At 73.3% G+C, this 26,048-nt stretch carries 25 protein-coding genes; 11 read left to right on the forward strand and 14 right to left on the reverse strand.

Annotated elements, in window-relative coordinates; all coding sequences use genetic code 11:
* Both FLV34_RS20920 and FLV34_RS20925 read right to left on the reverse strand, forming a co-directional pair.
* The coding region (locus FLV34_RS20920; RefSeq protein ID WP_222709570.1) for a hypothetical protein at positions 1-343 on the reverse strand (343 nt) is incomplete at its 3' end.
* A gap of 646 nt (positions 344-989) precedes the next feature.
* Positions 990-1,811, reverse strand: coding sequence for an SAM-dependent methyltransferase (locus tag FLV34_RS20925; RefSeq protein WP_147943846.1), 822 nt, complete (start codon positions 1,809-1,811; stop codon positions 990-992).
* A 115-nt stretch (positions 1,812-1,926) separates the two neighbouring features.
* Between FLV34_RS20925 and FLV34_RS20930 the strand changes: the two genes are divergently transcribed.
* From FLV34_RS20930 to FLV34_RS20935, 3 genes are all read left to right on the forward strand, one after another.
* The gene (locus tag FLV34_RS20930) at positions 1,927-2,832 is read left to right on the forward strand and encodes a MerR family transcriptional regulator (protein ID WP_142647249.1); all 906 of its coding nucleotides are present in this window, start codon (positions 1,927-1,929) and stop codon (positions 2,830-2,832) included.
* Between the two features lie 258 nt (positions 2,833-3,090).
* Positions 3,091-3,243: a hypothetical protein gene (locus FLV34_RS40600; RefSeq protein ID WP_187280681.1), complete on the forward strand. Its 153-nt coding sequence runs from the start codon at positions 3,091-3,093 to the stop codon at positions 3,241-3,243.
* Positions 3,244-3,414: 171 nt separating this feature from the next.
* Positions 3,415-3,768 carry an MmcQ/YjbR family DNA-binding protein gene (locus tag FLV34_RS20935; RefSeq protein ID WP_187280682.1) on the forward strand — a complete coding sequence of 118 codons (354 nt, stop codon included), beginning with the start codon at positions 3,415-3,417 and terminating at the stop codon, positions 3,766-3,768.
* Between the two features lie 155 nt (positions 3,769-3,923).
* On the opposite strand, the gene FLV34_RS20940 is transcribed toward FLV34_RS20935, so the two are convergent.
* On the reverse strand, positions 3,924-4,733 hold the full coding sequence (locus tag FLV34_RS20940; protein ID WP_147943847.1) for an SDR family NAD(P)-dependent oxidoreductase: 810 nt from the start codon (positions 4,731-4,733) through the stop codon (positions 3,924-3,926).
* Between the two features lie 88 nt (positions 4,734-4,821).
* On the opposite strand from FLV34_RS20940, the gene FLV34_RS20945 reads away from it, so the two are divergent.
* Together FLV34_RS20945 and metE are read left to right on the forward strand one after the other, a co-directional pair.
* A complete protein-coding gene (locus tag FLV34_RS20945) occupies positions 4,822-5,679 on the forward strand; it encodes a helix-turn-helix transcriptional regulator (RefSeq protein WP_142647247.1) in 858 nt (285 codons plus the stop codon).
* A 112-nt stretch (positions 5,680-5,791) separates the two neighbouring features.
* Positions 5,792-8,020, forward strand: a complete 2,229-nt coding sequence (gene metE, locus FLV34_RS20950; RefSeq protein ID WP_147943848.1) for a 5-methyltetrahydropteroyltriglutamate--homocysteine S-methyltransferase — start codon at positions 5,792-5,794, stop codon at positions 8,018-8,020.
* Between the two features lie 20 nt (positions 8,021-8,040).
* Here the strand turns inward: metE and FLV34_RS20955 are convergent, their stop codons facing one another.
* Both FLV34_RS20955 and FLV34_RS20960 read right to left on the reverse strand, forming a co-directional pair.
* The gene (locus FLV34_RS20955; protein WP_142647245.1) at positions 8,041-8,715 is read right to left on the reverse strand and encodes a response regulator transcription factor; all 675 of its coding nucleotides are present in this window, start codon (positions 8,713-8,715) and stop codon (positions 8,041-8,043) included.
* Complete coding sequence (locus FLV34_RS20960; RefSeq protein ID WP_261985852.1) at positions 8,712-10,148, reverse strand: sensor histidine kinase; 1,437 nt, start codon at positions 10,146-10,148, stop codon at positions 8,712-8,714. Before FLV34_RS20960 ends, FLV34_RS20955 begins: the two co-directional genes overlap by 4 nt.
* Before the next feature lie 197 nt (positions 10,149-10,345).
* On the opposite strand from FLV34_RS20960, the gene FLV34_RS20965 reads away from it, so the two are divergent.
* Complete coding sequence (locus FLV34_RS20965; RefSeq protein ID WP_142647244.1) at positions 10,346-11,353, forward strand: carboxymuconolactone decarboxylase family protein; 1,008 nt, start codon at positions 10,346-10,348, stop codon at positions 11,351-11,353.
* 158 nt (positions 11,354-11,511) lie between these two features.
* Here FLV34_RS20965 and FLV34_RS20970 read toward each other — a convergent pair whose 3' ends face one another.
* The 3 genes from FLV34_RS20970 to FLV34_RS20980 form a co-directional block, all read right to left on the reverse strand.
* Positions 11,512-12,294 (reverse strand): PhzF family phenazine biosynthesis protein, encoded by a 783-nt coding sequence (locus tag FLV34_RS20970; protein WP_147943849.1) that lies wholly within the window; start codon positions 12,292-12,294, stop codon positions 11,512-11,514.
* Positions 12,295-12,305: 11 nt separating this feature from the next.
* On the reverse strand, positions 12,306-13,424 hold the full coding sequence (locus FLV34_RS20975) for an acetate/propionate family kinase (RefSeq protein WP_142647242.1): 1,119 nt from the start codon (positions 13,422-13,424) through the stop codon (positions 12,306-12,308).
* Between the two features lie 76 nt (positions 13,425-13,500).
* Positions 13,501-14,265 (reverse strand): trans-aconitate 2-methyltransferase, encoded by a 765-nt coding sequence (locus tag FLV34_RS20980; RefSeq protein ID WP_142647241.1) that lies wholly within the window; start codon positions 14,263-14,265, stop codon positions 13,501-13,503.
* A gap of 98 nt (positions 14,266-14,363) precedes the next feature.
* Here FLV34_RS20980 and FLV34_RS20985 point away from each other — a divergent pair, with 98 nt between their 5' ends.
* The 3 genes from FLV34_RS20985 (at position 14,364) to FLV34_RS41695 (ending at position 16,359) form a co-directional block, all read left to right on the forward strand.
* On the forward strand, positions 14,364-14,906 hold the full coding sequence (locus tag FLV34_RS20985) for a CGNR zinc finger domain-containing protein (RefSeq protein ID WP_312845733.1): 543 nt from the start codon (positions 14,364-14,366) through the stop codon (positions 14,904-14,906).
* A 132-nt stretch (positions 14,907-15,038) separates the two neighbouring features.
* The gene (locus tag FLV34_RS20990) at positions 15,039-15,788 is read left to right on the forward strand and encodes an SDR family NAD(P)-dependent oxidoreductase (RefSeq protein WP_147943850.1); all 750 of its coding nucleotides are present in this window, start codon (positions 15,039-15,041) and stop codon (positions 15,786-15,788) included.
* Between the two features lie 73 nt (positions 15,789-15,861).
* Entirely contained in the window at positions 15,862-16,359 is a 498-nt protein-coding gene (locus FLV34_RS41695) for an RloB family protein (protein WP_222709571.1), read from the forward strand.
* A gap of 150 nt (positions 16,360-16,509) precedes the next feature.
* On the opposite strand, the gene FLV34_RS21000 is transcribed toward FLV34_RS41695, so the two are convergent.
* Positions 16,510-17,244, reverse strand: a complete 735-nt coding sequence (locus tag FLV34_RS21000; RefSeq protein WP_142647238.1) for a PP2C family serine/threonine-protein phosphatase — start codon at positions 17,242-17,244, stop codon at positions 16,510-16,512.
* A gap of 60 nt (positions 17,245-17,304) precedes the next feature.
* Here FLV34_RS21000 and FLV34_RS21005 point away from each other — a divergent pair, with 60 nt between their 5' ends.
* On the forward strand, positions 17,305-19,431 hold the full coding sequence (locus FLV34_RS21005; protein WP_142647237.1) for an N-6 DNA methylase: 2,127 nt from the start codon (positions 17,305-17,307) through the stop codon (positions 19,429-19,431).
* Between the two features lie 110 nt (positions 19,432-19,541).
* Positions 19,542-20,444, forward strand: a complete 903-nt coding sequence (locus FLV34_RS21010) for a serine/threonine-protein kinase (protein WP_147943851.1) — start codon at positions 19,542-19,544, stop codon at positions 20,442-20,444.
* Between the two features lie 27 nt (positions 20,445-20,471).
* Here the strand turns inward: FLV34_RS21010 and FLV34_RS21015 are convergent, their stop codons facing one another.
* From FLV34_RS21015 to mreC, 5 genes are read right to left on the reverse strand one after another with little or no spacing between them, the layout of a single operon-like run.
* Positions 20,472-21,515, reverse strand: a complete 1,044-nt coding sequence (locus tag FLV34_RS21015) for a DUF2293 domain-containing protein (protein WP_142647235.1) — start codon at positions 21,513-21,515, stop codon at positions 20,472-20,474.
* A 15-nt stretch (positions 21,516-21,530) separates the two neighbouring features.
* On the reverse strand, positions 21,531-22,697 hold the full coding sequence (gene rodA / locus FLV34_RS21020; RefSeq protein WP_147943852.1) for a rod shape-determining protein RodA: 1,167 nt from the start codon (positions 22,695-22,697) through the stop codon (positions 21,531-21,533).
* The gene (mrdA, locus tag FLV34_RS21025) at positions 22,694-24,742 is read right to left on the reverse strand and encodes a penicillin-binding protein 2 (protein WP_261985853.1); all 2,049 of its coding nucleotides are present in this window, start codon (positions 24,740-24,742) and stop codon (positions 22,694-22,696) included. Before mrdA ends, rodA begins: the two co-directional genes overlap by 4 nt.
* Positions 24,735-25,265 carry a rod shape-determining protein MreD gene (gene mreD, locus FLV34_RS21030; RefSeq protein WP_142647233.1) on the reverse strand — a complete coding sequence of 177 codons (531 nt, stop codon included), beginning with the start codon at positions 25,263-25,265 and terminating at the stop codon, positions 24,735-24,737. The genes mrdA and mreD overlap by 8 nt, the downstream gene beginning before the upstream one ends.
* Complete coding sequence (gene mreC / locus FLV34_RS21035; protein WP_142647232.1) at positions 25,265-26,038, reverse strand: rod shape-determining protein MreC; 774 nt, start codon at positions 26,036-26,038, stop codon at positions 25,265-25,267. Before mreC ends, mreD begins: the two co-directional genes overlap by 1 nt.
* Positions 26,039-26,048 lie beyond the last annotated feature (10 nt).

Raw genomic sequence — 26,048 nt, forward strand, 5'->3', positions numbered from 1 at the left:
CGGCAGCCCCACCATCGGCAGTCCCACGGGCGGCGTCCGCGCGAGCGCCGTCCGTGCCAGCGGCGTTCGCACCGATGGCAGCCCCACGCACGGCGTTCGCGTCGTCGCTGTCTGCGCTGTCGGTGTCGGTGCCTGGGACGTCCGTCCCTGGGGCGTCCGTGGTCTGGGTGCCGAGCGTGTCGGCGGGCTGCCGGGGCCCAAAGTTGATGATCGGGAAGGGCTCACGGGCGGACGAGCCGTCGGACGACCACAGCGGCGAATTGGCGATCAGACGGTCCCACCACTCGCCGTCATCATCGTTCGAACGGCGAAGGCGCTCAGGATCGATGTCGAACATATCCATCGCGCCTTCCTCACTTGATTCGAACTGATGTATGGATTCTCTCACACTCCGTGAATGAACAGCAACCGTCCGAAGCGAAGGGTTGGAGCCGCAGGTCAACCCGAAAACAGGGCGTGCCGGCCACCGAAGGGGCGGCCCAGAAAGGAAGCCAAGGAGCCGCTCAGAGAACGCGGAAAGCACTACCGCCAAGCGTCGAAGGCACTACCCAGCAAGCATCGAAAGCCCGGAAACCTGCGATGGCGCTACCAGAAAGTGGAACGCCGCCGCTCACAGAGTGGGGACGGCGCTGCCAGGAAGTGGTTCGGCGCTGCTCGGAAAGCGCCGAAGACCCAGAACGGCGAAGGCCCAGAACGGCGAAGGCCCAGAAAACGGTGACAGGGCTGCTCAGAAGGCGGCGACGGCGTGTTCGACCGCGCGCAGGGCGCGGTCGAGTTGAACGGCGCGGTCGGCGATCACGTCCGGTATGGGGCACCGGTGCGAACCCTGTCGATGCTGGTGAGGTACCAGCGCGAGAGGGCGCGCGCAGTGGACGGAGACGCAGTGGACGGAGACGCAGTGGACGGCGGCGCAGTGGACGGCGGCACGTTCGCCGGGGGAGGCGCAGCCCGTGGCGGGTGCTGGGCGGTGACGGTGGCGCCTCGGCGGGTCAGTCCTTGCGGGCCACCCCGCAGAGTGCGTCGACCTCGGGCGCCTCCCCGAACTGGCTGCGGTCTGGTCGCCACCGCGACACCGACACCACCCCCGGCTCCAGCAGGGTCAGGCCGTCGAAGAAGCGCGCGAACTGCTCGGGCGTACGCAGCCGGTAGGGGTCGCCGCCCTCGGCGCGGATGCGCTCCGCCTCGTCGGCCGCCTCGGGCAGGACGATCTTCGTGCCGTCCTCGAACACCAGGTGGCTGCCGGACGGCAGGGCGTCCATGAGCCGGCGCACGATCCCGTACGCCTCCTCGTCGTCGAGCACCTGGCCCATGATCCCCAGCAACATGAGGGCCACCGGCTCGCCGAAATCGAGCGTCTTCGACGCGGCGCTCAGGATCTCGTCCGGCCGGCGTACGTCGGCCTCGATGTAGTCGGTCGCGCCGGGCGGGCTGCTGATCAGCAGGGCGTTCGCGTGCACCAGCACGAGCGGGTCGTTGTCCACGTACACGACGCGGCACTCCGGGGCCACCCGCTGCGCCACCTGGTGGGTGTTGTCGGCGGTCGGCAGGCCGGTGCCGATGTCGAGGAACTGCCGGATGCCCACATCTCCGGCCAGGTGCCGTACGGCCCGGCCGAGGAAGCCCCGCGACTGGCGGGCGATGTCGACGATGCCGGGGTACGCCTGCCGGATCTGCTCGCCGAGCTCACGGTCGACGGTGAAGTGGTCCTTGCCGCCCAGGAAGTAGTTCCAGATGCGCGCCGAGTGCGGCACGCTGGTGTCGAGCTTGGGACGGTGCTCCTCGCCGGAGCCGTCCGCCGAGCCTTCGCTCATCCGGTCCTCCCGCCGTCACTGATCACGCTCAACCTTAGAGATTTCCCGGCCCCTGGCATAGCGGTGCGAAACGCCCCTTGAGTCTCCAGCCGGTGGAGAGACCAGACTCGGCGTCATGGACGACGACGAGCTGTTCACCATCGGATGGCTCTCCCGCCGCACCGGGATGCCGGTGCGCACGATCCGATACTGGTCGGACGTCGGCGCACTGCCGCCTGTGGAGCGGAGCGAGGGAGGCTACCGGCTCTACGACGCCGGCGCCGTGGCCCGGCTCGAACTCATCAGGACCCTGCGGGATCTCGGGCTCGGCCTGGACGACGTACGGCGGGTGCTGGAGCGGAAGGTCACCCTGGCCGACGTCGCCGCCGTCCATGTGAACGCACTCGACGCGCAGATCCGCACCCTGCGGCTCCGGCGCGCGGTGCTCAGCACCGTCGCGAAGCGACGGGCCGGAACAGAGGAGACGAAACTGTTGAACGAGCTGGCACGGCTGTCCGCCGAGGAGCGGCGGCGCATCATCGAGAACTTCGTGGACGAGGTCTTCGGCGGGCAGGACGCCGATCCGGAGCTCAGGAACCGGCTGGGGCACACCGAGATCGCCCTGCCCGACGACCCCACGCCGGAGCAGGTGGACGCCTGGGTGGAGCTCGCCGAGCTCGTGCGGGACCCGGGCTTCCGGCAGCGCATGCGCGACATGGTGGAGCACAACACGCGCAACCGCGCCGGGCAGGAGCCCGGGGCCTTCATGTGGTTCGCGAAGAAGGTCGCCTGGCAGGTGGGCGAGGCGCGGCAGAACGGGGTGAGCCCCGAATCACCCGAGGCCGTCGAGGTCGTCGACCGCCTGCTCGGCGACATGGACGCCGACGCCCGGGCGGCCGTCGCGCAGCGTCTTGAGGCCGGCCTGTTCGCCGAGGCCGACCGCTACCGGCACCTCATGGCCGTGATCAACGGCCGGGAGCCCAAGCCGTCCCACGCAGACGACTTCGCCTGGCTCCTCGCCGCCCTGCGCGCTCACCCGTAGCGCCGGTCATCAGTCATCAGTCACCGGCCATCGGTCATCGGGCGTCGGCGAGCGATGCGGGAGGGCCGATCCGGTCGAGCACGGCCTGCTGGAAGTGCGCGCAGCCGGTGATGTCGTCGTGGTCGCAGCCCAGCGCGCACTCGACCACCTCCAGGGCCGCCCGGGCCTGTTCGATGCGCCGCCCTGCTCGACGCGGGCTTCGAGGACGTCGCCGTCGAGGTCCGTACGGGTGTCTTCACGGACGGTTCGCTCCTGCCGATGGTCACCGGCGTGGCCGAGGGCGCGTACGCGGCGGGGGCGGTCACCCGGCGGCAGGCCGACGACTGGATCGCCGAGCAGACCGGCCGGGCGCGGCGGGGCCGGCTGTTCCTCGCTGTGCCCATGTTCCTGGCCGCTGCGCGGCGCCCATGAGCAGGCCCGTGAATGCTCGTCCCCGCCGGGGTTCCGGGCGGCACCCGCCCGGAACCCGTGCGGCGGGACCGGCCGGAATGTCGGTGGCCGGGGCTATGGTGCGTCCGTGACGATGTTCGATCTTTCATCGCCGAGAGCGGCGGGGGCCGTCCGCGCCGAGGACGGCGTCTGATGGTCACGGCCGACGACGTGCGGCGGGTCGCGCTGACACTGCCCCGCACCGAGGAAGCACTGGTGCGCGACTACGTGAAGTTCCGGGTCAGGGGCATCGTGTACGCCTCGATCTCCCCGGACGAGACCCTGATGGGCTTCGGGTTCCCCAAGGAGGAGCGGGCGGCGCTCGTGGCCTCCGAGCCGGAGAAGTTCCTCATGCCCGTTCCCTCGGACGAGCGCTACAACTGGGTCCGGGTCAGGATGGCGGCCATCGACGAGGCCGAGATGCGGGAGCTCGTCGTCGACGCCTGGCGCATGGTCGTGCCCAAACGCGTCGCCGCCGCCTACGACGCCGCCTACGACGCCACCTGACCCGCCACCTGACCCCGCCACCGGCCCGGCCCGGCCCGCCGAGTGGCGGTGCAAGGCGTCGGCAGGCGGCACGGCCGGAGCCTGATTTATAAGCGTGGTCGATGAATCCGGGCCGGCGGCCCGGGCCCTCGGGGCGGGGGAGCGCTGCCCAGGGGTCAGACCCGGGCGCCGCCGTCGACGCGCAGGACGGCTCCGGTCACGAAGGATGCGCGGTCGCTCAGCAGCCAGGCGGCCGCCTCGGCGATCTCGGCAGGGTCGGCCCCGCGGCGCAGCGGTGTCACGGCCGTGAGTCGCTCCTGGAGACCCGGGGACTGCGCCTCCCAGGCGAGGATCATCTCGGTCAGCGTGTTGCCGGGAGCGATGGCGTTGACGCGGATGCCTTCGGGGCCGTAGGTGACGGCGGCCGACTCGGTGAGGCTGTTGACCGCCCGTTTCATCGCACCGTAGGCCGGCAGCTCCGGGTTGCCTCCCCAACTGCCGACGGACGAGTTGTTGACGATGGCGCCCGTGCCCGCGGTGCCCCGGATCACCTCCACCTCGGCGACCATGGCCAGCCAGACGCCCTTGAGGTTCACGGCGTAGACGCTGTCGAATTCGGCCTCGGGCATCCGGTCCAACGGGCCGGGCTGCTGGCCGATCGCCCCGTTGTTGAAGGCGACGTCGAGCCGGCCGTACAGGTCCGCGGCGCGGTTCACGGCGGCGCGCACGCTCGCCGCGTGGGCCAGGTCGCACACCACGTAGTCGGCGGTGCCGCCCGCCGCGCGGATCTCCTCGGTCACCGCCTTGAGCTGCACCTCCGTCCGGGCCGCGAGGAGCACGCGTGCGCCCTCCCGGGCGAACAGCCGCGCCGCCGCGGCTCCGATGCCGCGTCCGGCGCCGCTGACGAAGGCGACCTTGCCGTCGAGCAGGCCGGAAGCGCCGGGTGTGGTGGGGGTGGTCGTGTCGATGTTCGGTGTGTTGTCCATGGCAGTGAGCCTGCGCCGGTGGGCGCGGGCCTATCCAGGCATCGGCGGTACCTGGCTCGGCCTGCGGCGTCGCGTGCACACTGGAGGCGTGGACCGACGAGAACTGGCCGACTTCCTGCGCAGCAGGCGCGAGCGGATCAGCCCTGCGGACGTGGGGCTGCCCGCCGGGCCCAGGCGTCGTACGCCGGGGTTGCGGCGTGAGGAGGCGGCGCAGCTCGCCTTCATTTCGACGGAGTACTACACGCGGCTGGAGCAGGCCCGCGGTCCGCGCCCGTCGCGTGAGGTGCTGGCCGGGCTGGCCCGGGCCCTGCGCCTGTCGGACGCCGAGCGCGCCCACCTCCACTACCTCGCCGGCGCCTCGCCCGCCCCGCCGCCGGGGCCCTCGCGGGAGGTCCGGCAGAGCATCCTGGACCTGCTGGCGAGGTTGCCGCAGGCCGCGGCGTTCGTGACGTCCGCCACGTTCGAGGTGCTCGCCTGGAACGAGCTGGCGGCGGCACTCATGGAGGACTTCTCGGCCCTGTCGCCGCGTGACCGCAACCTGGTGCGCCGCGTGTTCCTCGCCCCCCACCCCGAGAGACGGCCGTTGTACGGAATCAACATGGCCGACGCCGACGACTTCGCCCGGCACGCGGCCCGGCGGCTGCGCGCCGCCGCCGCCCGCTATCCCGACGCGCCCGAGGTGACCGGGCTGGTGGACGAGCTCCTCGCGAAGAGCCCGGAGTTCGCCCGGCTGTGGGCTTCCCACGACGTCACGGACCGGCCCACACTGTCCAAGACCTTCCACCACGCGATGGTCGGCCCGATCACCGTCAACTGCGACGTCCTCGACATCGCCGACCGCGATCAGCAGATGGTGATCTACACCGCCGTCCCCGGTTCACCGTCCGATCAGGCGCTGCGGCTGCTGTCGGTCATCGGCACGCAGCGCATGGACGCCCCCCGGTGACCGGCGGAGTGACCCGCCGAACTGATCCATAAGCGGGGTCAATAGATCCGCCACACCAGGACGGGACGAGGGGAGGATGCGGGGCGTCCCGTTCGACATCTGAGGAGTGGTGATGACGTCGTCCTTTCCCGCATCGACCGTGCTGGGCTATCCGCGGATCGGGCCGGATCGCGAGTTGAAGCGGGCGCTGGAGTCCTACTGGGAGGGGCGTTCCAGCCGTACGGACCTGGAGGAGACCGCGCGGCGGGTGCGGGAGGACACCTGGCGGCGGCTCGCCGCGCTCGGGCTGGAGGGCCTGCCGTCGAACACGTTCTCCTACTACGACCAGGTGCTCGACACGGCGGTGCTGCTGGGCGCGGTGCCGGGGCGTTACCGGCACGACGACGACCTGGCGACCTACTTCGCGATGGCCCGGGGCGCCGAGGGGATCGCCCCGCTGCGCATGACCAAGTGGTTCGACACCAACTATCACTACATCGTTCCCGAGATCGGCCCGGACACGGTCTTCTCGCTCGACGCCGCCAAGCCGCTGGGCGAGGTGCGCGAGGCCCGCGCGCTGGGGCTGGAGACCCGGCCCGTGCTGGTCGGGCCGGTGACGTTCCTGCTGCTGTCGCAGGCCGCCCCGGACAGCCCGGACGGCTTCGCCCCGCTCGACCGGCTGGACGACGTGGTCGAGGTGTACGCGCGTCTGCTGGCCGAGCTGGCCGCCGAGGGCGTCGGCTGGGTGCAACTGGACGAGCCCGCCCTGGTCGCCGACCGCACCACCGCCGAGCTGGCCGCGGTCGAGGCGGCGTACGACCGGCTGGGACGGCTGGAGCACCGGCCCGCGCTGCTGGTCGCCTCCTATTTCGGGGATCTCGGCGACGCGCTGCCCGTGCTGGCCGGAGCGCCGGTCGAGGCCGTCGCCCTCGACCTCGTCCGGGGCGCGGCCCAGGGCGTGGAGACGCTGGATGTGGAGGCGCTGCGCGGCAAGACGGTCGTCGTCGGCGTGGTCTCGGGACGCGACGTGTGGCGCACCGACCGGGACCGCGCGCTGGCCACGCTGCTCGCCGTACGGGAGCGTGCCGGGCGGGTCGCGGTGAGCACGTCGTGCTCGCTCCTCCACGTGCCCTACGACGTGGAGCGCGAGACCGGCCTCGACCTCGCGCTGCGGGAGCGGCTGGCGTTCGCGGAGCAGAAGGTCGCCGAGGTGGTCGACCTGGCGGCCCGGCTCGCGGCCACACCCGCGCGTGACCTGCCCGGACAGCCCGCCGCACCGGAGCGCCCACACGCGTTCCCGGCCCGTACGGAGCAGGGCCGCGCCCCCTACCCCATACGGGCGGCGGTGCAGGCCGAGCACCTGAAGCTGCCGCTCCTGCCGGTCACCACGATCGGCTCCTTCCCCCAGACGGGTGAGCTGCGCCGCGCCCGGGCGGCCCTGGCGGCCGGGCAGATCGGCGAGGCGGCCTACGAGAGCATGGTCCGCGCGGAGATCGAGCAGGTCATCGCGCTGCAGGAGCGGCTGGGGCTGGACGTCCTCGTGCACGGCGAGCCCGAGCGCAACGACATGGTGCAGTATTTCGCCGAGCACCTCGACGGCTTCGCCGTCACCCGGCACGGCTGGGTCCAGTCGTACGGCTCGCGCTGCACCCGCCCGCCCATCCTGTACGGCGACGTGCGGCGGCCGGAGCCGATCACTGTGCGGTGGGCGCGGTATGCCCAGTCGCTGACGAGCAAGCCGGTCAAGGGCATGCTCACCGGCCCGGTGACGATCGTGGCCTGGTCGTTCGTCCGCGACGACCTGCCGCTGCGCGAGGTCGTGTTCCAGGTCGCCGACGCCGTGCGTGAGGAGGTGGGCGACCTGGAGGAGGCGGGCATCCGTGTCATCCAGGTCGACGAGCCCGCGCTGCGCGAGCTGGTGCCGCTGCGGCGCGCCGAGCAGGCCGCCTACCTGGAGTGGGCGGTCGCGGCCTACCGATGGGCCACCTCGGGAGCGAGCGAGCACACGCAGATCCACACGCATCTGTGCTATTCGGACGCCGATGAGATCCTCGCCGCGATCGACGCCCTTGACGCGGACGTCACGAGCATCGAGTCGGCGCGCTCGCGGGGACGGGTGCTCGGCGCGGTCGGCGCCTTCCCCCGGGGATTGGGGCCGGGCGTGTACGACATCCACTCGCCGCGCGTACCGGACGCCGACGAGGTGGAGCACCTGCTCGCGGAGGCGCTGCGGAGCGTGCCCGCCGAGCGGTTGTGGGTCAACCCCGACTGCGGGCTGAAGACCCGCACGTACGAGCAGGTCGAGGCGGCGCTCGCCAATGTGGTCGAGGCGGCGGCCCGCCTGCGCGAGCGCCTCTTCTGACCGCTTTCCTGGGGAACGGTTCAGCGGGGCCTGGCGGCACCCCGGGGGATCACCAGGCCGGACTCGTAGGCGAAGACGACGAGCTGGGCCCGGTCGCGCGCGCCGAGCTTGGTCATCGCCCTGCTCACGTGGGTCTTGGCGGTGAACGGGCTGATCACCATGTGAGCGGCGATCTCCTCGTTGGTGAGGCCGCGCGCGACCAGGGCGACGACCTCCCGTTCGCGGTTGGTGAGCTGCTCCAGGGCGGCAGTCGGCACGGCGTCCGGCGGGCGGGAGACGTACTCGCTGATGAGCGTCCGGGTGACCGCGGGCGACAGCAGGGCGTCGCCGCGCGCCGCGACCCTGATCGCCTGGACGAGCTCCGCCGGATCGGTGTCCTTGAGCAGGAAGCCGCTCGCGCCCGCCCGCAGCGCGTCGAACACGTAGCGGTCGAGCCCGTAGTTGGTCAGGATCACCACCCGGGTGGCGGCCAGGCGGGGATCGTCGGCGATGCGGCGGGTGGTCTCGATGCCGTCCATCACCGGCATCTGGATGTCCACGAGCGCGACGTCGGGCACGTGCCGTTCGGCCAGTGCCAGGCCCTGGCTGCCGTCGCCCGCCTCGCCGACCACCTCCACGTCGTCCTCGGCGTCGAGCAGCGCCTTGAATCCGGCCCGGATCAGCGCCTGGTCGTCCACCAGCAGCACCCTGATCACGCCGCTCCCTCCCGCACCGGGAGGGGCAGCTCGGCGTGCACGGTGAAGCCGCCGTCCGCGCCCGGACCGGTGTGGAGCCGCCCGCCGAGCGCGGACACCCGCTCGCGCATGCCGGTGAGCCCGACGCCCACATGAGAGGACTCGTTCGGTGTCGCGGTTCCTCTGCCGTCGTCCTCGACGCGTACGACGAGGGCGCCGGGCAGATAGCGGACCTGCACGGACGCCGAGGCGGGGCCCGCGTGCCGCGCCACGTTGGTGAGCGCCTCCTGCACGATGCGGTAGGCGGTCAGGTCGACCTCGGGCGGCAGGGCGCGGGGCGTGCCGCTGATCGACAGTGTGGCCGGCACGCCCGCCGACCGGGCCCGCTCGACCAGTTCGCCGATCCTGTCGGCCCGGGCCGCGCCGGGCGCGTCGTCGGGGCCGGGTTCGCGCAGCACCTCAAGCGTCGCGCGCAGCTCGCGCATGGCGTCCGCGCTCGCGTCCTGGATCGCCAGCAGCGCGGGCGGCACCTCGTCGCCCCGCTTGCGCGCCAGATGGACGGCCACCCCGGCCTGCACCTTGATGATCGAGATGCTGTGGGTGAGGGAGTCGTGCAGTTCCCTGGCGATGCGCAGCCGCTCCTCGCCGGCCCGGCGCAGCGCGACCTCCTCGCGGGTGCGCTCCGCCTCGACGGCCCGCTGCTCGGCCTGGCGCAGGTACGCCTGCCGCTGCCGGGAGACGACCCCCGCCACGTTGGCGGCGACGAACCAGCCGACGAGCAGGCCCACCCGGTCGACCACCTCGCGCGGGGTCCCGCCGCCGAGGTCCGACAGCTGCACCAGCAGGACACCGGTGAGATAGACGGCGCTGCCCGCGACCGCCCACACGCGACGGCCCGCGGCGGCCGCCGAGAACACCGTGATCAGGAGGGGGAACGCGGTCGCCGTCTCGGGCTGCACCCGCAGGGCGTAGACCAGCATGCAGGCCGCGGAGACGACGAGCGCCGTCACCGGCATCGCCCGCCGCACGGCCAGGGCGGCGGACCCGGCCACCAGGAGCAGGTAGCCCACCACCCCCAGTTGCGCGGGCCCGTTCGGCGAGCCGGGAAGCAGGGTGCCGCCCGCGAGCGCCACCGCTACGACCACCCCGAGCACGGCGTCCGACAGGTGGAACCGGGGGAGGGGGCGTCGCCCGGCCTCCGCCCCGTCGTTCGAGACGGCCGGTTCATCCGATCCCTCCGGTTCCTCCGGGAGGGCCGGTCCGTCCGACAGGACCGATCCCTTCGAGGCCGCCGGTTCATCTGCGCGGCCCGGGTTCTTCGGGAGAGCAGGGTCCTTCGGGAGAGCAGGCTCCGCGAGTGCCCGCGGCTCGGGCGGCGCGGGCATGTCCACGATCACCGGTGACTGAGACTTCCGTGGGCTGGAGGAGGCCTGCCGTCCGCGATCGCCGTCCATGTCAGCAGAGTAGACCGAGGACGATTCGGCCCGCCTCCTCCCGGCGGACCGATCCCGCACTACTCCCCCCGGAGTACGGCCGCCGCCCCGCAGCCGCGCGGGGAGCGGCCGGAAACGCATTCCGCCGTACGACGACGTGGGCGACCGCGCTCGGCAGGATCGGCTCGCATGACAGCACCACCGATGAGGAGGCCGCGATGCCGACGCGCTACCGATATGTGACCCCGGTGCCCACGGAGGCGGCGGCCGGGCTGATCGCCCAGGTCTACGCGCAGATCACCCGTGATTTCGGCCTGGCCCGCATGCCGCTGTTCCTGACGTTGTCCCCGGCCCCCGAGGTGCTCGCCGCCACGTGGGCGATGCTGCGTGAGTCGCTGGTCGCCGGGCAGGCCCCGAGGGCGGCCAAGGAGGTCGTCGCAACCGGGGTCTCTCTCGCCAACAAGTGCCCGTTCTGCGTGGACGCGCACACCGTGCTCCTGCACGCGACCGGTGAGCACGAGCTGGCCGAGACCGTCGCGCGTGGGGAGAGGCCGTCCGATCCCGAACACGCCCGGCTGTTCGCCTGGGCGTTCGGCACGGCCACGTCCGGGAAGGCGCCGCCGTGTCCGGAGGATCACGCGGCCGAGCACATCGGCACGGCCCTCGCCTTCCATTTCATCAACCGGATGGTGTCGTCGTTGCTTACCGACGACCTTCTGCCGGCCGGCCTGCAACGCTCCCGGCTCGTACGCGGCCTGGGCGGCAGGGCCCTCGCAAAGACGGTGCGCCGCAGGCGGCCACAGGGTGAGGCGCTGCCCCTGCTGCACGGGCTGCCCTCGGGCCCGGCCCCGGCCTGGGCGGCGGGTGCCCCGGCCGGGGTGGCGTTCGCCGCGCTGCGGGCGGCGGCTGGGGAGGGCGGCCACCTGCTGGGCGACTCGGCCAGGGAGGCGGTCGTGGAGGCCGTCGCGGTCTGGGACGGCGGGCACCCGCCGCTGACCGGCTGGCCGTCCGGCCCGCTGGAGGACGTCGCGCCCGCACAGCGCCCGGCGGCCAAGCTCGCCCTGCTGGCGGCCCTCGCGCCTTATCGGGTGGCCGACGCGGACGTGGCCGCCTGGCGGGAGGCCGGGGGAGGACGGTCCGACGCCGACCTCGTGCGGCTGCTGGCGTTCGGGGCGATCACCGCCGTCCGCCGGATCGAGGCCGCTCTCGCGGTCCCCGCCTCCTGACACAGCGCCTCCGACCGCCGTGCCCGCCTCCGACCGCCGTTCCCGCCTCCTGAGGCCGCGAGCGTCCTGACGGCGCGCGCCCGCCCGCCGACATCGCACGCCGGCCGCCCACGAGGATTCCGCGCGGCCCTCCGTGTCCGGGGCGCGGTCGTCGGAGGTCAGACCTCCAGCTCGCCGGACCAGATGGTCACGGCGTGGCCGGCGAGCTCGACGCGGTCGCCGCGCAGGGTCGTGCGCACGGTTCCGCCGCGCCGCGACACCTGCTCGCCGACGAGCGCGTCCCGGCCGAGCCTGGCCGACCAGTGCGGCGCGAGCACGCAGTGGGCCGACCCGGTGACCGGGTCCTCGGGCACGCCCACCCGGGGGCCGAAGAACCGGGAGACGTAGTCGGCGGAGGTGCCCTCGCCGGACGCCGTCACGATGACGCCACGGGCCTCGACCTCGGCCAGCCGCGCCATGTCGGGCTCGGCGGCCCGGACCTCATCGGCCGAGCCGACCTCGACCAGCAGGTCGAACTCGCTGCGGCCGGTCCACACCGGCGTGACGCCGAGGGCCTCGACGAGGCCGTCCGGCGGCGGGCACTGCGCGGCCCGCTTCGCCGGGAAGTCCATCGCGATCAGCCCGCCGTCCGCCTGCTCGGTCGCGAGAATGCCGCTCTTCGTCTCGAACTCCAGCCGTCCGGACTCCCCGAGGGAGTAGAGGACGTGCGCGGTGGCCAGGGTGGCGTGCCCGCACAGCGCGACCTCGACCGCGGGGGTGAACCAGCGCAGCGAGCACGGCCCCTCACCCCGCCCGAGCACGAAGGCCGTCTCCGAATGGCGCATCTCGGCGGCCACCGCCTGCATCCACTCGTCCGGCACGGTCTCGTCGAGGAGGCAGACCGCGGCGGGATTGCCCCGGAACGGCCGCTCGGTGAAGGAGTCCACGGTGAAGATGCGCATGTCTGCGGATTCTACGGCCGCCCGTCTCGGCCACCGGGACGGCCGAGCGCGGCCAGGGTCTCCCGGGCGATCTGGAGCTCCTCGCGGGGCCGTACGACGAGGACCGGCACGCGGGCGCCCGGCGGACTGACGACAAGATCGCGGTCGGCGTCGGTCACGGCGGGCGGCTCCACGCCGAGCAGCGACAGCCTGGCGCACACCGCTTCGCGCACCTCCGGCTGGTCCCAGCCGATCTCGCCGGTGAACACGAGCGCGTCGAGCCGGTCGAGGGCGGCGGTGGCGGCGGCGATCTCCCGGCTCACCCGGTAGGCGAACACGTCGAGCGCCAGGGCGGCGGCCGCCTCCGGCGAGGCGACCAGGTCGCGGGTGTCGCCGGACAGGCCCCCGGAGAGCCCGAGCAGCCCGGAGCCGTGCTCCAGCCCGTCGCGCAGCTCGTCCAGCGTGAGGCGTGCGCCGGACAGCAGCCACAGGAGCATGCCGGGATCGACGCTGCCGGAACGCGTGCTCATGGGCACGCCCTCCAACGGAGTGAACCCCATCGAGGTGTCCACGCTCCGGCCGCCGCGCACGGCGCAGACCGAGCATCCGCCGCCGAGATGCGTGAGGACCAGGCTGACCTTCCCGGCCGGGCGTCCGAGCAGCTCGGCCGCCCGCCGGGCCGCCCACGCGTACGACAGCCCATGGAAGCCGTAGCGGCGCAGGCCCCAGCGCCGCCGCCACCCGGCGGGCAGGGCGTAGGTCGCGGCGACGGCCGGAAGCCCCGCGTGGAAGGCGGTGTCGGGGCACAGCACGTGTGGCACGGACGGCAGCACCCGCCGGGCCGCCTCGACCAGCGCGAGCGCGGGCGGCACGTGCAGCGGCGCGAGGTCGGCGTAACCGCGTGCGGCCTCTACCAGGTCGTCGTCGGCGACCATCGGAGCGCGTACGGCCTCGCCGCCGTGGACGATCCGGTGGCCGACGGCGGTCACCTCGGTGCCCGCCCCGGACAGGAAGTCCGACAGCGTACGCTCCGCCGTGGCGGGGTCCGGGCCGTGCTCGCTGTGCTCGGTGCGCAGCACGCGGCCGTCCCGCACCAGATGCAGTTGCAGGCTGCTGGAGCCCGCGTTCACGGTGAGCACGGTCGGTGTCATGGCCTCCGTCTTTCCGGCGGCCCGGCGGGCAAACCCCCCGGCGGGCCGACGGAGAGGATGGCGCGGGCCGGGAGGATTACGGACGCACGGCGCAGAGCAGGCGGTTGTCGCCGCGCTGCCACAGCGTCCCGATCTCGGCGAAGCCCGCCGCCCGCAGGGCCTCGACATGGGTGGACAGATGGAGCGACTCCGAGCCGTGGTGTGCCGCGGTGGCCGGCCGGGGCGCCGCGACACCGGCGAGCTCGGGGTCGGCGGCGATCGCGTCCCACCACTGACGCCAGTCCTCAGGACGGCCGTCGGTGAAGCGCCGCCGCTCCTCGCTCTCGTGCACGGCCCGCTCCAGCCGCGCCAGCGTCGGCGAGGTGTCCTCGGAGCTGAAGTGGTCGCCGTTGAGGAACAGCCCGCCCGGCCGCAGCACGGTCGCGAGCTCGGCGTACACGGCTCGCAGATGGGGCTCGGCCAGCCAGTGCAACGCGGTCGTGCTCACCGCCGCGTCCGCCGGGCGGTCGAGGCCGAGCGCCTCACCCCATCCCGGCTCGCGCAGGTCCAGGTCGGCGAGGCGCAGGCCGTCACGGTCGCCGTACGCCGCCCGGGCGAGCGACAGCAGGAGAGGATCGGCGTCGACCGCGACGACCGTGGCGCGGGGAAGACGGTCGAGCAGGCGGGCCGAGAGCGAGCCGGGGCCGCAGCCGAGGTCGATCACCAGGGGGTCCGGACGGCCGGCGCCCGCCTCGACGGCGTCGATCAGCGCGGTGAAGCGCTCCTCCCGGTCGGGAAGGTAGCCCTCCTGCTGGCGGTCCCAACGGTCGATCCACCGGGTGGCCACGTCGGTTGTGATCATGCCGTCTCCTTGTAACTGGCGTGTATCATTTCGGCAGTTACAACGTAGAAGGCAAGGGCGTAACTGGTCAAGTGAACTTCAACAGTCACACTGATGCCGTGGTGGGCATCGCGGTCGGCCTCGTCAACGCGCTGACCGAGGGGGAGGCGCGGGGCCGGCCGTACGCGCTTCCGACGGGTGAGGCGCGGGCCGCCGCGGTCGGCGACGTGCTCGCGACCGGCGACAGGCGGGCGCCCGAGGTCTCCGAGGCGGAGGCGGACGCGCTCACGGAGATCGCGGGGCGGCTGCGTGGTGTGTTCGAGGCCGTGACGCGTGGCGACGTGGACGCGGCGGCGCTCGCCGTGAACGGACTGCTGGCCGAGACGGACGCCCGCCCGCACCTCGACCGGCACGACGGGGAGCCCTGGCACCTGCACTTCCACGGCGCGGGCGGCACCCTGGCCGGCAACTACGCGGCCGGTTGCGCGACCGGCCTGGCCGTGGTGCTCGGCAGCGAGCTGCACGACCGGCTCGGCGTGTGCACCGCACCGCACTGCGACCGCGTGTATGTGGACACCTCCCGCAACGGCACCCGCCGCTTCTGCTCCACGGCCTGCCAGAACCGGGTCAAGACGGCCGCCTTCCGGGCGCGCGGCGCCTGACCGCTCCGCCGCCCTTTCCATCGCGCTGTCCGCCGCGCTGTCCGCCGCGCTGTACGCCGGGCTGGAGCGGGCGGAACGCGAGGTCCGATCGCCGCCGGACCTCCCGGCGGCGCCACCGCCATGCTCGATCCCATGAACGAGATGAACGACATGAACGGCAAGGCGGCCCTGGTCACCGGGGGTGGCAGGGGGATCGGCGCGGCGGTCGCACTCAGGCTGGCCGAGCGCGGCGCGGACGTGGCGCTGACCTACGAGCGAGACGAGGACAGCGCTGCCGCCGTGGCCGAGAAGGTGAAGGGGATGGGCAGGCGGACACTGGTCATCCGCGCCGACAACGGCGACGCGGCGGCGGTCACCGCGGCCGTGGACGAGGCCGCCGCGGAGTTCGGCCGGCTCGACGTCCTCGTGAACAACGCGGCGGTCTTCCACGTCGCGCCCATCGAGGACCTCGGACCGGAGGAGGTCGACCGTACGCTCGCGGCCAACGTGCGCGGGCCGTTCCTGGCCGCGCGGGCGGCGGCGGGGCACATGTCCGAGGGCGGCCGGATCATCACCATCGGCAGCAACGTGGTCGAGCGGGCCGTCTTCCCGGGCTTCGCCCTCTACGCGATGAGCAAGACGGCCATGACCGGAATGACCAAGGGGCTCGCCCGCGACCTCGGGCCGCGCGGCATCACGGTCAACCTCGTCAACCCCGGCCCGACCGACACCGCCTCGAACCCGGCGGACAGCCCCATGGCGGACACGATCCGGGGCCTGACGGTCCTCGGCCGCTACGCGGAGCCGGGCGACATCGCCGAGACCGTGGCCCATTTGGCGGGCGACGGCGGGCGCCACATCACCGGAGCGACGATCAACGTGGACGGCGGCTGGGCCGTCTGACCCCAGTCCGGGCCCTAGCGGCCCGGCCACGTGATCGGGCCGCGGGCCGCGACTCGCATGATGGTCCTCACGTGTGAAGGTCTGCGCGCGGCATGCCTGCACGTACACCCCCGATCTCGATGAGGTCTGGCTGACCGAAAAACGCGCCGACGGCTCGGCCCGCCTCGGCGCGCTTGCCGACTTCGCCGGAGAGCGCGTGCGCAAGTCGCAGAACCTGGAGAACGCCTACCTCCACGGCAGGTTCGGTGCTCTCCCGCACGTGGATCAGACCCCCCCTCCTGCGTGCGCTCGGGTTGATCGGCTGATGGCTCCCAACGGACGACGAAGAGGCGGAAGGCCGCTGAAGAGGACCGCCGGGAATCGCCCCGAGCTTCGCACGATCATGGTCTTCTGTGAGGGCCGGAGCTCGGAACCCGACTACATCAACGGCCTGAAGCGACTGCCGCACATAGCAGGCAACACCGCGCTGAACATACAGATTCATCCCGGACAAGGCGTGCCGGTCACGCTGGTCAGGAAGGCCGTGGAATGCGCGAGCGATCCGGAGATCGATGAGTGCCGCTGCGGATGAATGCCGCCCGCTACGCGGAGCGCCTTGACGCGTGTCACGCCGAAAATGGCACGGTCTTTCCGCATGACAACCCATCGTCGGGCATGTACAAGTTTCTGCGGAATCTCGAAGGCGAACAGGTGCGCTCTCGCGGTGCGGGCGGATGAGATTTCAGGCGTCGGGGGCTTCGACGTCGGCGACGACGCAGGAGATGTTGTCGGGGCCGCCGCCCTCGTTGGCCAGCTCGATGAGCCGGGTGACCGTCTCCTGCGGATCGGCCACGGTGGTGAGCACGTGGTGCAGCGCCTCGGGTTCGAGCACGGAGGTGAGCCCGTCGGAGCACAGCAGGTAGCGGTCGCCCGGGTAGGCCTCGCGCAGCGACAGGTCGGGCTCGGCCAGGCCGCTGGTCTCCAGCGCCCGCAGCAGCAGGGAGCGGCGCGGATGGCGGGCGGCCTGGTCGGGGCTCATGCGCCCGTCGTCCACCAGCGACTGCACCAGCGTGTGGTCGCGCGTGATCTGGTAGAGCGCGCCGTCGCGCAGCATGTACGCCCGTGAGTCGCCCACGTGGGCCAGGGCGAACTTCCCGTGGCCGTCCCACAGCATCGCGGTGATCGTGGTGCCCATCCGCTCAAGCGCCGGGTCCTGCGCGGCGAGGTCGCCCAGGTGCTGCCCCGCCTCCCGTACGGCGTCCGCGAGGGCGGCGGCGACGTCGGCGGGAGCCGGACCGTCCTCCAGCTTGGCCAGTGTGGAGATGACGGCCGCGCTGGCGACCTCGCCGTGTCCGTGTCCGCCCATCCCGTCGGCGATGGCGAGCAGGCGCTCGCCGGCGTGCACCGAATCTTCGTTGTTGGCACGCGAGCGCCCGACGTCCGACCCCGCGGCGTACCGAATACGGTTGTGCGTCATGGTTTTGAGTAAACCATTGGTTGAGTCACTTCACAAGCACACAGTGCTAGGCTCCTGTTCATGAGCCACGACGCCCAGGCGGACACCACGGCGGACACGACCGCGCGCCCGGCCGCCGCGAGCCCGCTCGAGGCCGCCGTCGAGGCGGCGGTCGAAGCGACCGTGAACGCGGGCGACATCGCCCGGCTCGCCGACGTCGGCAGGGCCGCGGTCAGCAACTGGCGCCGCCGCTACGAGGACTTCCCCCAGCCGGTCGGAGGTACCGCCTCCAGCCCGCTTTTCTCGCTTCCCGAGGTGGAGGCGTGGCTGCGCAGGAACGGCAAGTCGTTCGAGGTGTCGCAGGGCGACCGTGTCTGGCAGCGGCTGCGCGCGTCGGCCGACGACCTGCGCCTGGGCGAGGTGCTGGGGGAGGTCGGGGCGTTCCTGCTCTACACGCTCCGCGACCCCGACGGCTGGAAGCTGCTGTCCGCCGCCCCCGACCTCGCCGTACGGCTCCCGCGTGCGGTGGCGGAGGCGACCGCCGACCTGCCCCCGCGACCCGGGGACGTGTCGCAGGTCGAGCCCGGCCTGCTCCGGCTCGTCGCCGGGATGGCCGAGCGGAGCGGTGCGGCCGGCGCGTTCGAGTTCCTCTGCGAGCGGTACGCCGAGGCGCACAGCCGCAGGCTGGCGCTGACCCGTCCCGACGTGGCCGCACTGATGACCCGGCTGGCCTGCCCTGGGGCGCGCACGGTGCTCGACCCCGCGTGCGGCATGGGCACGCTCCTGCTGGCGGCCGGAGCCAACGGAGCCAACGAGACCGCCGGGGCCATCGGGGCAGCCGGGGCAGCCGGGGCCACGGCGGCGCAGGGCGACGTGCGGCTGCTCGGCCAGGACGCCAACGAGACGGTCGCGCTGCTCGCGGCACTGCGGCTGCTGCTGCGCGGGCGGGACGCCCGGGTCGTCCCGGGAGACGCGCTGCGGCACGACGCGTTCCCGCCCGACCCGCCGCAGGACGTGCTCGCGGACGCGGTCGTGTGCGACCCCCCGTTCAACGAGCGGGCGTGGGGCCACGAAGACCTCGTCGGCGATCCGCGCTGGCAGTACGGCATGCCCCCGCGCGGCGAGTCTGAGCTGGCCTGGGTGCAGCACTGCCTCGCCCACGTGCGGCCCGGCGGGCTGGTGGCCATCCTGATGCCGGGCGCCGCGGCGAGCCGCCGCCCGGGACGCCGCATCCGGGCGAACCTGCTGCGGACGGGCGCGCTGCGCGCGGTCCTCACACTGATGCCCGGCGGCCCCGACCTGTGGCTGCTGCGCCGCCCCGAGCCCGGGGAACGCCAGCCCGGCGCGATCCTCGTGGCCGACGCGGGAGACGACCCGGCGTCCGTCGAAGCGGCCTGGCGGGCCCACCTCGCGCAGACCGAGCTGCCGCCCGGCTGCCGCACGGTCAGGATCATCGACATCCTCGACGACGAGGTGGACGTGAGCCCCGCGCGGCACCTGTCGCCCCGGGTCGACACACGGGGCTTTCCCGCGGCCGGCGCGCGCTTCCGGGAGGCGGTCGCGGCGCTGGCCGACGACATGCCCGACCTGGAGGTGCTCACCGGCGGCGCCGCGGGCTGGGACGCGTCGTGGGCGACGGTGGCCGAGATGGCCAGATCCGGGCTGGTCACCATCAGGCACTCGACGATGCGGGCGCTGCCCGCCGACGTTCCCGATGTTCCCGGTCGCGGGGCGGCCGAGGAGGGAGCACCCGAGGGCGGAGTGCCGGTGCTGACGGCCGACGACATCGCGGCAGGGACGGCGCCGTCGCGGCGGATTCCGCGCGCTTCCGGCCTGCTCGCCGTACGGCAGGGCGACGTCGTCGCGTCGGCCGTCACCGCCCGGGTGGTCGTGGGGGAGGGGGCGGTCCTCGGCCCCCATCTCAGCCTTTTCCGCGTCGATCCCGGCAAGGTGGATCCCGAGTTCCTCGCAGGGTTCCTGCGCTACGCCGCGGGCGGCGGCCGGCCCCACCTCGGCAGCAGCCGGGTGGAGGCCCGCCGGGCCCGCGTGCCCCAGCTTCCCCTGGCCGTCCAGCGGACGTACGGCACGGCCTTCCGGCGGCTGCTCGCGCTGGAGGACGGGCTGCGCGAGGTGGCCGCGGCGGGCGAGGCGTTCACGCGGCTCGGCGTCGAGGGCCTGATCGACGGACGCCTCCGTCCCCGTGGGTGACGCGGCGGCCGGCTCCCCCGGGGAGAGAGTCCTGTTCACCCCGTCACCGAGCCCGAGCATCACGGACGGATCCGGTAGCTTTTTCCCCGAAAGGCCGACGGGAGGGGCGCATGGTCATCGGCGACCGGTATGAGCTGGACGACCTCCCTCTGGGGCAGGGCGGCATGGGCGCCGTATACGGCGGGCATGACCGGCGGCTCGACCGCAAGGGGGCGGTGAAGTTCCTGCGGCTGCCCGACGGCCCCGACGAGGAGTTGCAGCGCCGGTTCCTCCGCGAGGCGCGGATCCTCGCGAAGCTCGATCACCCGGGCGCGCCCGTGCTCTACGACTTCGGCACCTACGAGCAGCGGCTCTTCCAGGTCATGCAGTTCATCGAGGGTGTGACGGTCGCCGACCTGCTGAGCGAGCACGGCCCGCTGCCGGTGCCGTGGGCCGCGGCCATCGCCGCGCAGGCGTGCGCCGTGCTGACCGCCGCGCACGAGCTGTCGATTTGCCACCGGGACCTCAAGCCGACCAATCTCATGCTCTGCCCGGACGGCAGCGTGAAGCTGCTCGACTTCGGGCTCGCCATGTTGCGTGAGACGGACGTCGCGGGGCGGACGGCGCAGTTCACCCGGATCGGGCAGATCCTCGGTACCCCGGCGTACATGTCGCCCGAGCAGATCCAGCGGGGCGTCGCCGGGCCGAAGAGCGACCTGTACTCCCTCGGGTGCGTGCTGCACGAGATGCTGACCGGCGACCAGTTGTTCACCGGGCCCACGGAATATGCCGTGTTCGACAAGCAGGTGAAGGAGCAGCCGCCCCGGGTGCCGGGGGTCCCCGCCGAGCTCGACGGTCTCATCGCCGAGCTGCTGGAGAAGGACCCGGACAAACGGCCGCCCGACGCGCACACGCTGTTCGAGCGGCTGCAGCCGTTCGCGGTCGACCTGCCCCCGCTGCCCGGCTTCCTCAACCCGTCGTCGGTCCCCAGCCCCGGGCGCATGTACGCCCAGATGGTCGGCCGCGTCCGCTGAGGTCCGTTCAAGGTCGGCCGGGAGCGCTCAGCCGCGCCAGGCGGCGAGGACCTCCTCGACCCGGGGGCGGATCCGCTCGCGGGCCGTCATCCTCGGCACTCCGGCCATCAGCAGCTCGTCGTAGTCGGTGTCCAGGTGGCGCACGCTCGCGATCACGGCGAGCGTGATGGCGTTCTCGTCCAGCGCCCGGGCGGCGGCGGTGCGGCCCACCCGCCCGCTCCCGCGTACGGCGGCGTGCGCGGCGATGGCCTCGGCCCGTTCGGCCGGGCAGCGGGGGAACAGGCGGCGGATCCGCTCCGCCATCCGGGTCTGGAACTCGGCGTCCTCATCGGCCCGGCGCTCACGGTCGCGCTCGCGGCGGCGCAGCCGCGCCTCCTCGTCGGCAAGGCACTGCTCCTCGGCCCGCGTCAGCGCGTCCTCCTCGACCAGCACGCCGAGCCGTTCGTATCGCTTGCGCCGCCGGTTGAAGCGGACCACCACCGCCGACAACCCGCTCTCCTTCTTGGCGCGGCGGCTCAGCGCCGCGTTCCCCGCCGGGAGGAAGCACAAGTGGTCCATGTCGGCGCAGGTCAGGCAGTGCGGCTGATCATCCTCCATGATCAGGTAAGGCCCGGTGTCCCCGCACCCGGCGCACGTCCACGCGTCCAGCGGCGCCACGGCCACGAGGTCGGGGGCCTTGCTCTGCCGGTCGGTGATCTGCCGCCGCCGTGCCTCGCTCAGCTCCGGAGACAGCCAGTGGACGCGGAAGGCGCGCTCCAGGTCGTCGTCGCCCGCCGCCGTGAAGCGCAGCGGCCGCCGGTCGCGGGTGCCCGCCGTGTATGTCGCCTCGCTCTCCAGCAGGTTCCTCGACAGGGCCCACGCGCGCAGATGCGACAGCGCCTCCGCCATCCGGCCGGCGTCCACGGCGGCCAGCTCTTCCAGGTTGCCGGTGCGGCCCTGCCGCCAGGTCTCCACGTGGCGGTCGTGCAGCCACCGCAGGCCGGTGAGCACGTCGATCGGGGTCACGTACTTGCGGGTGGCCAGGGCGATCTCCGCCGCCTGGGCGACCCGTCCGCCGAGCTTGCTGCGCATTCCTCCAAGACTGCCCTATGCCGGGGTGCGCGTACGCCGGTTCACGGCGGCCAGCAGCCCCACGGCCGCCAGGCTGGAGATGGTGGCCGACCCGCCGTACGACACGAACGGCAGGGGCAGCCCCGCGACCGGCAGCAGGCCCATGGTCATCCCGATGTTCACGAACGTCTGGAACGCCAGCCAGCACACCACACCGCCGGCCACCGCCGTCCCGAACGGCGTGGGGCTCTTGGCCGCGATCCACAGGCCGCGCCACAGCAGGGCGAGCATCAGCAGGATCACGCAGGCCGCGCCGACGAAGCCGAGCTCCTCGCCCGCGACCGTGAAGATGAAGTCGGTGTGCTGCTCGGGCACGAAGTGGCCCGCCGTCTGCTCGCCGTGGAACAGGCCCTTGCCGAGCAGGCCCCCCGAACCGATCGCGATCCTGGCCTGGGTGGCGTTGTAGCCCATGCCCATCGGGTCGGCGTCCGGGTCGGCCAGCACCATCAGGCGCTGGAGCTGGTAGGGCCGGATCAGGTCGAGTCGCCACACCAGGAGAACACCGGCGGCCCCGGCGGCGGCGAACGCCGCGAACCACCTCTTGGGCGCGCCGGACACCACGATCGTCCCGGTGGTCAGCACGAGGAAGACGAGCGCGGTGCCATAGTCGGGCTGCAGCGCGATCAGCCCGACCGGCAGCGCGGCCAGGCCGAGGGCGAGCAGCACGGCCCCGGCGCCCGGCCTGCGCTCGCCGTCGCGCGGCTCGCCCAGCGCCGTCGCCAGAGCCAGCACCGTGGCCGCCTTGGCGAACTCGGACGGCTGGAACTGCAGCCCGTCGCCGAGCACGATCCAGGCGTGCGAGCCGTTGACCGTACGGCCCAGTGGGGTCAGCACGGCGATCAGCCCGGCCAGCCCGAGCAGGTACAGCACCGGGACGTAGGCCCGCAGCATCCGCAGGTCGATCCGCGAGACGGCCCACAGGAGCGCGAATCCGATGCCCACGCTGAGCGCCTGCCGCTGCAGGAGCGTCGAGCCGGGGTCGTTGCGGGTGGCCGACCACACGAGCAGCAGCCCGATCGCCGACAACGCGGCCGCGGGCAGCACCAGGCCCCAGGCGGGGAAGACCGCGAGTCGCGCCCACGACCTGCGCCTGGTCGCCCGGCGCGACGGCAGCCGTACGGACAAGGGACCGAGTGTCGTCACCGCGCGCCACCCGCCTTGGAGAACGCGACCGGCGACAGGGAGGCGGCCCGCGTCCCCTTGCCGCTTTCCTTGGTGTGCTTCTTCGTGTCGTGCTTCTTCTCGCCGTCGTGGGTGAGGGCGGCGATGCCCTCCCAGATCTCCCTGGCGGCGGGGGCCGCGGTGGTCCCGCCCGTGCCGCCCTGCGAGACGACGACCACGACCACATATTTGGGCTTCTTCACCGGGCCGAAGGAGGCGAACCACGAGGTGTCCTGCCTGCCGTACGCCTCGGCGGTGCCGGTCTTCCCAGCCACGGGCAGCCGCTTGAAGGAGTAGCCCTTGAAGGCGCCCGCGGCCGTACCGGTGCGCGGCACCTCGGCGAGCGCGTCGCGGATGAACCGCAGCGTTTTGCGCGAGGCGTCGATCTTTCCCACGACGGGCGGGGTGATCGTGCGGACCACGGTGCCGTCGGGGCCCACGAGCTGCTTGCCGATCCTGGGGCTGAAGACCGTGCCGCCGTTGGCGAGCGCGGCGTATCCCCGGGCGAGCTGGAGCGGCGTCACCAGCACGTCGCCCTGGCCGATCGAGAAGTTGGCGGCGTCGCCCGCCCACCACACCCAGCCGGAGCGGCAGTTGTCCGTGGCGAGCGCCTTGAGGTAGGCCGCCCGCTTGCGGTCGGACATCTCCGGATAGCCGGTCTTGGCGCGGCGGCAGGAGTCCGCCTTGGTCCGCTCCCAGTTGGCCTTCTTCCAGGCGCGGTCGGGCACCCGTCCCGACGCCTCGTGCGGCAGATCGATGCCGGTGGGCGTGCCGAACCCGAACTCCCTCGCCATCTTCTGCATCGGGTCCTTGGGGTGTTCGACCGGCTTGAGGCCGCCGTCGCGCCGCCACATCCGGTCGGCGAACCGGTAGAAGATCGTGTCGCATGACACCACCAGCGCCCGGTGCATGTCCATCCGGCCGAGTGCGGCGCTTTCGAAGTTGTGGAACACCCGGCCGCCGATCGTGTAGCCGCCCGGGCAGTCGTAGGAGCCTCGCAGCGGGTAGCCCGCCTTCGCCGCCGCGGCCGTCGAGGTCACCTTCCAGGTGGAGCCCGGCGGCCACTGCCCCTGCACGGCCGCGCTGACCAGTGGCAGGCCCTCGTAGTCGCGCTGCGAGATGCCACCGGTCCACACGCTCGGGTCGTAGGTGGGATAGTCGGCGATCGCCGTCACCCGCCCGGTCTTCGCCTCCAGCACCACCGCCGCGCCGCTGTCGGCGGGCTCGCCCCGCTTGCGCGCGGCGGTCACCGCCCGGGTCAGCGCCCGCTCGGCCACCTCCTGGATGCGCGCGTCGATGCTGGTCACCAGCGTGTCTCCGGCGACGGCGGCCTCCTCGCGGATCAGGCCGGTGACCGTGCCCGTGCTGTCCACCGCCACCTGCCTGATCCCGGTGCGCCCGGCCAGCTCGCGGTCATACTGCGCTTCGAGGCCGTCGCGGCCGATCAGCTCCGGGCCTCCCTCGGGGTCGTCGGGGGAGGGCGGCTGCAGATAGCCGAGCACGTGCGCCGCGGCCGAGCCGAGGGGATAGGTCCTGACCGGCCGCAACGCCGTGCTGACGCCGGGGAACTCGTCCTGCCGCTCCGCGATCCACAGCGCCGTGCGCACGCTCACGTCGTCCGCGACCACGATCGGCTGGTACGGCGAGCCGGGCCAGCACGGCCGGGGCACGTCCGCGGCGCACAGCCGGGCACGGTCGGCGATCTCCTGGTAGGGGCGGCCCAGGGCCCGGGCGAGCCGGGTCAGCACGTCCTTCCCGCCGTCGGGCTGGTGGATGAGGGCCATGTAGTCCACCGACACCTGAGGTTTGGTCTCGTTGGCCACCAGCGGCCGGCCGCGTACGTCGAGGATCCGCCCCCGCACCGGCGGCAGGACGACCGAGCGGACCCGCGTCTCCGTGGCCGCTCTGGCGTACGACGGGCCGGTGACGATCTGCAGATACCACAGGCGGCCGAGCAGGGTCAGCATGAGCGCGGTCACCACGACGAACACGAGCGTGAGGCGGCCCCGGTGGACGGTCCTACGCAAGCCGCCTCCCCCGGCCGTACCGATCGCGTGAGGAGTCTCTGGGCACCCGCCCGAACGACCGGCGACGGGGCAGCAGGGCGAGGGCCGCCGCCACGAACGCGGCCAGTCCGGCGGTCCAGGCGACGGCGCCGGGCGCGAGGGCCGTGCCCCACGGCGTGCCGTCGAGCAGGGCCGCGAGCACGCCACCGGCGAGCGTCGTGCCCAGGGCCACGGCGGCGGCGACGGCGGCGCGCCGCCCGGCCGAGCCGTCCGCGGTGATCCGCGCGCACACCCACCCGGCCAGGCACATGACCAGGGCGAGCCGTCCGATGGTGTGGTCGGCGGGCGGCGCGACGTCGGCGGCCAGGCCCGCGGCGAACCCCAGGAACGCTCCCGCTCCCGGGCGCAGCAGCGGCGCGAGCGCGACGACGGCGACCAGCACGACGTCGGGCCCGCCGCCGGGCAGTGACAGACCGTTGACCACGGCGACCTGGAGCACCGGCGCGACGAGGACGACGAGCACGCACGCGACGACCGCCTTCATCACGCCCCCTTCTTCGCGGCGTCTGCGCCCCGGCCGACCGGCGCGTCCACGGCCGCGGCGTCCGGCAGCGGCCCCAGCACCACGGTGACGAGGTCGAGCGCGGTGAAGCGGACGAAGGGCCGCACGAGCGCCGTCCTGGTCAGCGCGTCCGGCGCGGGCTCGACCGTGACCACCGTGCCGATCGGCACGTCCGGCACGTACGGCCGCATGTCGCGCGAGCCCAGCGTCACCACCCGGTCGCCGGGCTTCACCTCGGCGGAGGCGTTGAGCAGGCTCAGCCGCAGCAGCCCGTGCTCGGGGACGCCGGTCACCAGGCCCACCTCACGCGAGCCCTCCAATCGGGCCCCGATCGAGGCGCCCGAGGCCGTGGCGAGCTGCACCGTCGCCGTGCCGGGGCCGGAGCGCAGGATCCGGCCGACCAGCCCGTCGCCGTCGAACACGGTCATGTCGCGGGTCACGCCGGCCTCCGAGCCGGTGTCGACGGTGACCGTGCCGTCCCGGCCGAAGCCGATGACGTGGGCCGGCACGACCTGGTAGCCGTCCGCCTGGGCGGGGGACGGGGTCGTGCGCCGGGCGGCGAGCAGGTCGGCGCGCAGCCGGGCGTTCTCGCGTTCGAGCTCCGCCAGGCGGTGCTCGCCCGACGCCCAGCGGACGCCCGCGGACGCCGCGTCCTCCAGCCCGCCGAACACGGCCGACCCGAACGCCCGCAGCGGTTCGAGCGGGGTGACGGTGTCGGCGGCGATCAGGGCGGCGGAGACGAGCGCGAGCAACACGGGCGCCCGG

Source organism: Microbispora sp. CSR-4 (assembly GCF_008033685.1).
Taxonomy (GTDB): domain Bacteria; phylum Actinomycetota; class Actinomycetes; order Streptosporangiales; family Streptosporangiaceae; genus Microbispora.

Coding starts and splice junctions, on each gene's coding strand:
- FLV34_RS20925 (WP_147943846.1), bottom strand. CDS start 1,811: ATGAGCGAAGGCTCGGCGGACGGCTCCGGCGAGGAGCACCGTCCCAAG.
- FLV34_RS20930 (WP_142647249.1), top strand. CDS start 1,927: ATGGACGACGACGAGCTGTTCACCATCGGATGGCTCTCCCGCCGCACC.
- FLV34_RS40600 (WP_187280681.1), top strand. CDS start 3,091: ATGGTCACCGGCGTGGCCGAGGGCGCGTACGCGGCGGGGGCGGTCACC.
- FLV34_RS20935 (WP_187280682.1), top strand. CDS start 3,415: ATGGTCACGGCCGACGACGTGCGGCGGGTCGCGCTGACACTGCCCCGC.
- FLV34_RS20940 (WP_147943847.1), bottom strand. CDS start 4,733: ATGGACAACACACCGAACATCGACACGACCACCCCCACCACACCCGGC.
- metE (WP_147943848.1), top strand. CDS start 5,792: ATGACGTCGTCCTTTCCCGCATCGACCGTGCTGGGCTATCCGCGGATC.
- FLV34_RS20960 (WP_261985852.1), bottom strand. CDS start 10,148: ATGGACGGCGATCGCGGACGGCAGGCCTCCTCCAGCCCACGGAAGTCT.
- FLV34_RS20965 (WP_142647244.1), top strand. CDS start 10,346: ATGCCGACGCGCTACCGATATGTGACCCCGGTGCCCACGGAGGCGGCG.
- FLV34_RS20970 (WP_147943849.1), bottom strand. CDS start 12,294: ATGCGCATCTTCACCGTGGACTCCTTCACCGAGCGGCCGTTCCGGGGC.
- FLV34_RS20975 (WP_142647242.1), bottom strand. CDS start 13,424: ATGACACCGACCGTGCTCACCGTGAACGCGGGCTCCAGCAGCCTGCAA.
- FLV34_RS20980 (WP_142647241.1), bottom strand. CDS start 14,265: ATGATCACAACCGACGTGGCCACCCGGTGGATCGACCGTTGGGACCGC.
- FLV34_RS20990 (WP_147943850.1), top strand. CDS start 15,039: ATGAACGAGATGAACGACATGAACGGCAAGGCGGCCCTGGTCACCGGG.
- FLV34_RS21000 (WP_142647238.1), bottom strand. CDS start 17,244: ATGACGCACAACCGTATTCGGTACGCCGCGGGGTCGGACGTCGGGCGC.
- FLV34_RS21005 (WP_142647237.1), top strand. CDS start 17,305: ATGAGCCACGACGCCCAGGCGGACACCACGGCGGACACGACCGCGCGC.
- FLV34_RS21010 (WP_147943851.1), top strand. CDS start 19,542: ATGGTCATCGGCGACCGGTATGAGCTGGACGACCTCCCTCTGGGGCAG.
- FLV34_RS21015 (WP_142647235.1), bottom strand. CDS start 21,515: ATGCGCAGCAAGCTCGGCGGACGGGTCGCCCAGGCGGCGGAGATCGCC.
- mreD (WP_142647233.1), bottom strand. CDS start 25,265: ATGAAGGCGGTCGTCGCGTGCGTGCTCGTCGTCCTCGTCGCGCCGGTG.